Origin of the sequence: Rhizobacter sp., assembly GCA_021153565.1 — a bacterium.
Lineage (GTDB): Bacteria > Pseudomonadota > Gammaproteobacteria > Burkholderiales > Burkholderiaceae_C > Albitalea.
This window is the reverse complement of sequence record JAJKJU010000201.1, coordinates 1-6,313: the sequence shown is the minus strand read 5'-3', so window position 1 is coordinate 6,313 and position 6,313 is coordinate 1. Positions and strand designations below refer to the sequence as shown.

Sequence of the window (6,313 nt, the reverse complement as noted above, 5' to 3'; positions counted from 1 at the left end):
TTGGGGTGAGGGGTCTCTCAAAAATCACCCCCATCTCCCAGCATCTGAAATTCACATCGATTTCGGTCGAAAACTCACATCACTGCAAAAGAATGTCGTCACAGCCAGTAAAGACGCGCAACTTTCCGTGTGTTCAGCGTGCGTAAAGGTCAGGTGTGGCGCAGGGGGGTTCCTCTGCGCCACCGATCCACGCGGCCAAATCCGTCGGTCTTATCAAGTTCCGCATAGCGTGGAACACGGCACTCGATCACACCCCGCACCAAGCTGCGACGCGCGTCCATAGCCCGTGCGTCACCACCCACCCCGATCCGAGCATCAACCCCAGGCCCGCGACCCTGTATCCGAAAGTTTGAACGGCTGCTCCAGAAGTCGACTTTCCCGAAGCAGCCTTGCACATGCGCCAGACCAACGGGGCCAGCGCCAACGCCGGCATGGACCCCATCGCAAAACCCGCCATCACCATCGCCCCGCCCTGCGCATCGCTGGCCAATGCTGACAGCATCAGCGCAGCCTGCAGAGTCCCGCAAGGCCAGGCCACCCACGCCAGACCGGCCAACCCCGATCGCATCGTCTGGCCTTTGCGTGGGACGATCTTGATGGGCACGGAACCGCCACGTTTCATCCAATCGGGTTGCCTTCCGGTCGCGATCCACCACAGGCCCAGCGCGAGAAGCGCCAGATGCACGAGCATCCATACAGGCCGCAAGCCAGGCGCCGCCTGACTCCAGACGCCCAGCATCTGCACACTGCCTGCGGCCACGGCGCCGCCGGCCATGTAGCCGAGCAATCGACCGAGGTGAAAGCCGGCCGCGTTGCGCTTGCATCCGCCCGTCAATGCCGCGCACGGCGCCCCGCACATCACCGTGCAATGCGGTGACGCCGCCACGCCCAGGGTCAAGCCGGCGATGACGAGCGGCAGGTTCATCAGATGATGCGCGAGAAGCGTTCGCGCAGCTTGTCAGTTTGCAGGTGACGGTCGAAGACCATCGCCACCGCGCGCACCACGTACCAGCCGGCGGGAGTGACTTGGATGGCCCCGGGTTCGATCTCGACAAGGCCCGCATCGACAAGCGGCGACAACTGCTCGAGCTCGCCCTTGAAGTACTCCCTCATCGTGATCAGGTGCGACAGTTCGATGGACTCGAACTCCACGCGCCCCTGGCACATCAAGGCCATGATGACGGTGCGGCGCACCAGGTCGTCGCGGTTGAGTGCGACACCGCGCACCACTGGCAGCTGCCCTTGCCGCAACGCGTCGTAGTACTCCGGCAAGGTCTTCGCGTTCTGGTGGTAGCTCGCGCCGATGCGGCCGATCGCTGACACGCCCAATCCGATCAGGTCGCAATCGGGTTGTGTGCTGTAGCCCTGGAAGTTGCGATGAAGCCGGCCCTGCCGCTTGGCCACCGCCAAGGCATCGTCTGGCAGGGCGAAGTGATCTATGCCAATGTAGGTATAGCCCTGCCCCAGGAAGCCTGCAATGGCGCTGCCGAGCATGCTCACGCGCTGCGACGCGCCCGGCAGTTCGGCCGGCACGATGCGCCTTTGCGGCTTGAAGCGCTGCGGCAGGTGCGCGTATGCGTAGAGCGCGATGCGATCGGGACGCAGTTCGGCGATCTGGGCGACTGTGCGGGCGAAGCTCTGGGTTGTCTGGCGCGGCAAGCCGTAGATGAGGTCGGCATTGATCGATTCAAAGCCCATGTCGCGTGCGCTCTTCATCAAGTCACGCACGCTCTCGAAAGGTTGCACGCGGTGGACTGCCTGCTGCACGTCGGCATTGAAGTCCTGTACACCAAAGCTGATGCGGTTGAACCCCAATTGCGACAGGAAGTCGAGCCGCGTGGAAGTGACTGTGCGCGGGTCGACTTCGATCGACATCTCGGCGCCGGGCACGATTCGAAAGGCCCGCCGCAGCGATGCCATCACGTGATCGAGCTCCACGTTGGACAGAAAGGTCGGCGAGCCGCCGCCGAAGTGCAACTGCGATACCGATTGGGCCGAATCCAGCGCGCCGCACACCAGGTCGATCTCGGTATCCAAAGCATCCAGGTATTCGGCAGCGCGTTCGTGATGCTTGGTGATGACCTTGTTGCAGGCGCAGTAGTAGCACACCGATTCGCAGAACGGGATGTGCACGTACAGCGACAAGGGTACCGTCGAACCCACGGTGGCGCCCTGCCCTCGCTGGGACAGAGCCCTCACGGTGTCGGCCGGGCCGAAGGCCTCGACGAAGCGGTCAGCGGTGGGGTAGGAGGTGTAGCGCGGGCCAGGCGCGTCGAAGCGCCGCAGCAGTGCTTCACAGAGGATGGGGGGCGTGCCGGTGCTGGCAAGCGATGAGATGGCTGACATGCGCGCATCGTGCCCGCGTGCGCCCCGGCCGACCTTGATGTGGCGCAAGCCTTCTTGTGCAAGGCGGGTAAACAATGTCCGAGAGGCTGAGAGTATTTCGAACGTGTCCGAGCAGCACGTCAAAAGGCGCCTGATCTAGGCGCAAAGCGCAGCCATAGCTTGGCTATGGCGAGCATTGCAACGACGAACAGGGGTCTTTTGGCGTGATGAGCGGGCATGATCGAAATACTCTCAGCCTCTAACCTTGAACCGCATCACGCAATGCCCTGCCCCCATGACTGCCACTCCTCGAAACGTGAAGCCGATCAAAGCTGACTCGCTGAAGATCACCTGCTCGAATTGCAACCTGCGCGAACTTTGTCTGCCGGTGGGCTTCTCCAATCAGGAGTTGCAGCGCCTCGACACGATGGTCGCAACGCGCGGATCGGTGCGCCGCGGCGACACGCTGTTTCGAAGCGGCGATCCGTTCGAGGCGGTGTATGCAGTGCGCACGGGGTTCTTCAAGACGCGGGTGTCGACGGATGACGGGCGCGACCAAGTCACGGGTTTCCAGATGGCGGGCGAACTGCTGGGGCTGGATGGCATCAGCACCGATCGTCACAGTTGCGACGCAGTCGCGCTGGAAGATTCGCAGGTCTGTGTGATCCCCTATGCGCAGTTGGAACAGCTGTCACGCGAATTCCCCGATTTGCAGCGGCAATTCCACAAGATCATGAGCCGCGAGATCGTGCGCTACCATGGCGTGATGTTGCTACTGGGTAGCATGCGGGCGGAAGAGCGGCTCGCGGCGTTCTTGCTCAACCTCACGCAACGGTTGCAGGCGCGCGGGTTTTCGCAGTCATCGCTGGTGCTGCGCATGACGCGCGAGGAGATCGGCACCTACCTCGGGCTCAAGCTCGAAACGGTGAGCCGATGCTTTTCGAAGTTTCAGGAGGACGGGGTGCTGCTGGTAAAGCAGCGGCAGATCCACATCCTCGACCATGAGGCATTGCAAAAACTCGTGAACGAGAATTGTTGATTCCTCCGCCGGGCTGGCAAGGCGGCCCGTGATCCGCAGGCATATACGATCAACAATAGCGGGCAACCGCGGCTGTCTATTTGTGTGCAAGCAGCATGCAAGGGACCTCGGCGTGAGCTTGTTGACACAGCTCAACTGGAACATTGGCGAAACGGAAGCCCTTGATGTCCACACTGATACGCCCGCACCTGCGAGGTGCCATGAGACTGCTGGCTTCGATGGCTCCGTTAGTCGCCCTCGCACAACCCGCAATGCCCGATGCGGCGTCGGACACGTCTGCCGGTCAACCGAAATGGGAAGCTGGGCTTGTACTAGGCGGAGGCTGGATCAACGACTATCCCGGCGCCGACCAAAATCATGTGCGCAGCCTTGTCGCTCCAGTGCTGATCTACCGCGGTCCAGTGCTGCGCATCGACAGAGAAGGCATACGAGGTCGACTGCTCCATGGCAGCGATATCGAAATCGACGTGACGGCGAGCGCTGCCTTCAACGTGCGCAACAACCACGCGCGCGAAGGCATGCCGGCACTCGACTACCTGTTCGGATTCGGTCCGCAGATCGTCTACAAGGGGCTGCGCGCTCAATGGGGCAGCCCGACACTTCATCTCAAGGCACGGACCCTGATGTCCACCGACCTGCGCCACATCCATGATCGCGGCGTTGCGGTGGATCCCGAGATTCGCTGGCGTCTGAGCCCGCTCAAAGGCTGGCCGGGAACGCTGACATTCGGCCTTCAGCCGACATGGGCGAGCCGCTCCTTGCACCGCTATTTCTACGAGGTCGAGCCCTCACAGGTCACTCCCACTCGACCGGCATATCAAGCCCGTGCGGGATACCTTGGCACGGAACTGAACCTGACCTTCAGTCGCCGCCAAAGCGACGCCCTGTCGTGGTTTGTGACGGCGCGCGGCATGTCGCTGCGCGGCGCGGCCAATGCGGGCAGTCCCCTGCTGCGCGACACGGCCACGGTCAGCGTGGGAGCCGGCGTCTTGTGGACGCCATGGCGAAGCGAGACTCGCGCGTTGGACTAGCAACACGGGCACATCCGATCAGCAGCACCGCCTACTTCCCCTCCTTTCCCAATAGGCGCAGTTTGTGCAGCCACTCGTTGCGTTCCGTCGGGCTCAGACCTTCCACCGAGCCGATGAGCGTCTCGTTGATCGGAGCGATTCCGACGAAGCCGAGAATGTTGCGTTCCAGCGCCTTGAGGCTGTGAGCGCGGAAATACCAACGGTAGACCAGCGCGGGCATGCCCATCGTCACGACGACGCGCGCCGATCGACCCGACAGCAACTTCTTCGGCATCTCCCCTTCCCGAAACGAAGAGAGTGCAAACCCCGGGCGGGCAACCTGCTCGAGAAATCCCTTGAGTACGGCGGGCATGCCGCCAAGCCACAGCGGGAAGAAGATGGCGAGGTGCTCCGCCCGGCCAATGTCGGCCTGGGGAACTTCAAGACCGGCGGGAACTTGACCTCCGTCCCAATCGGCCTTTGTGCGAAGCAGTGGAAACTCCAGTTTCCCGATGTCCACCGTCCTCACTTCGTGGCCTGCGTCGCGGGCGCCGTCGCCATAGGCCTGGGCCAATGCGTGGCAGTAGTGCGGGCAAGAAGAATCCGGGTGCCCTTGAATGATGAGGATGCGCCTGACCATGCCTTATCTTGGCATCTGGATGGCGGACGACGCTTGCGCCAGCGCAAGGTCATCACCCACATCACCGAATGGATGGCTCTACCGGGGTGGCGCAGCAACAGCAGCGAAGATTTCGCAGGCGCACAAGGCTACGCTTTGCCAAACCCAAGCCATCGAAATCGCCGCAGACCCCGGGGACGAGGCCCACTGTTCACGCTCGAATCCTTACCCTGGGCCTCCTTGGCAAAAAAATCGCGAATCCCGGCCAACCCTCCCCTTCGTTCGCCTGTGCGGCGCTTCGCCTTCGCCTATTGAGCGACGCCGGCCGATGGCACCATGCGTGCACTGGCCTTCTTGGCCAAGGTCAAACAATCGGCCTTAGGCGGTGGGCCCACCCTACCCTGACCCAGCAAAGGTGCCCCAGTGCTCCCCCAATCTTCCCGCGTATCCAGCCCCCCCGGTTCCCCGGAACAAAACAGCCCGCAGCCGCCGAACTCGACGCAGCGACCGGCTGGTTCCAGTGCGGCAACGCGCGCGGCGCCGGATCTGGCGCCCCGAAGTTCTTCGCCGGCAGGACCGTCGTTGGAGTCTTTGCCGCCTCGCTCGGCCATCGCGGCGGTTCGGGCGCTGCCCGCCCACTTGGCACCCTTCAGCGAGATGAGTCCGCAACGCGACGGCCAGAGCAACCGATCCTACGCACGCCGGCTGCATAGTGCGCATCCGCAGCTCACCTCGCGTGAGGTCTCCCAGCTGTCCGGCGTCACGGAAAGCAACCTGAGGCGGGACCCGGCGTTTCGGACGCAACCCGCCGACCTGGTCAGACCGCGCCCGGATATTGCGGACGAAGCACGCCCTACCAGGCGGCAGCGCCTAGGCCTCATCCAAGACACTCGGTCTGCCGAGTCGGACCTGGCGATCGATATCGAGCGCCAGCAGCAGCCGCTCAGCCACGAAATCGGTCGGTGGCTCCGGGAGGGCGAGAATGAGGTGCCGGGCGGGATCGCCGATTTCGACCAGGAGGCGAACGCGCGCTCGTTCGCGCGCGTACTCAATCGCATCATGCCGCGAGCACGGGGGCGGGATGGCGAAGAACTCCGGCGCCAAGGCGACACCGTGATCAAGGCCATTGCTTCGGATGCCGCATTGCGCGCGGAAGTGTTCACGATGGCCACCAACGCACTGGGCACTTGCCGCGACAACGTGGCCGAAGGCTTCTCTAACATCGTGAACGCCGTGGCCAATCACCAGATGGCCGAAGACGTGAAGAGCGGCAAGATCGGTCCGGCCGAGTTGCACAAGTGGAGCGGGCAGCAGTTCCGG

General features: G+C 63.1%; 6 protein-coding genes. 3 read left to right on the top strand and 3 right to left on the bottom strand.

Features of this window, described 5'->3' with window-relative positions:
- Positions 1–247: 247 nt before the first annotated feature.
- Both AC30NL_RS12695 and hemN read right to left on the bottom strand, forming a co-directional pair.
- The gene (locus AC30NL_RS12695) at positions 248–925 is read right to left on the bottom strand and encodes a sulfite exporter TauE/SafE family protein (protein WP_489464363.1); all 678 of its coding nucleotides are present in this window, start codon (positions 923–925) and stop codon (positions 248–250) included.
- Entirely contained in the window at positions 925–2,346 is a 1,422-nt protein-coding gene (hemN, locus tag AC30NL_RS12690; RefSeq protein ID WP_489464362.1) for an oxygen-independent coproporphyrinogen III oxidase, read from the bottom strand. The genes AC30NL_RS12695 and hemN overlap by 1 nt, the downstream gene beginning before the upstream one ends.
- 274 nt (positions 2,347–2,620) lie before the next feature.
- Here hemN and fnr point away from each other — a divergent pair, with 274 nt between their 5' ends.
- Both fnr and AC30NL_RS12680 read left to right on the top strand, forming a co-directional pair.
- Complete coding sequence (gene fnr, locus AC30NL_RS12685; RefSeq protein WP_489464361.1) at positions 2,621–3,364, top strand: fumarate/nitrate reduction transcriptional regulator Fnr; 744 nt, start codon at positions 2,621–2,623, stop codon at positions 3,362–3,364.
- A 164-nt stretch (positions 3,365–3,528) separates the two neighbouring features.
- A complete protein-coding gene (locus AC30NL_RS12680) occupies positions 3,529–4,395 on the top strand; it encodes a MipA/OmpV family protein (protein WP_489464360.1) in 867 nt (288 codons plus the stop codon).
- Between the two features lie 31 nt (positions 4,396–4,426).
- On the opposite strand, the gene AC30NL_RS12675 is transcribed toward AC30NL_RS12680, so the two are convergent.
- Positions 4,427–5,014 carry an NAD(P)H-dependent oxidoreductase gene (locus AC30NL_RS12675; RefSeq protein WP_489464359.1) on the bottom strand — a complete coding sequence of 196 codons (588 nt, stop codon included), beginning with the start codon at positions 5,012–5,014 and terminating at the stop codon, positions 4,427–4,429.
- A gap of 636 nt (positions 5,015–5,650) precedes the next feature.
- Here AC30NL_RS12675 and AC30NL_RS12670 point away from each other — a divergent pair.
- On the top strand, positions 5,651–6,313 hold a 663-nt coding region (locus AC30NL_RS12670), incomplete at its 3' end, for an NEL-type E3 ubiquitin ligase domain-containing protein (protein ID WP_489464358.1).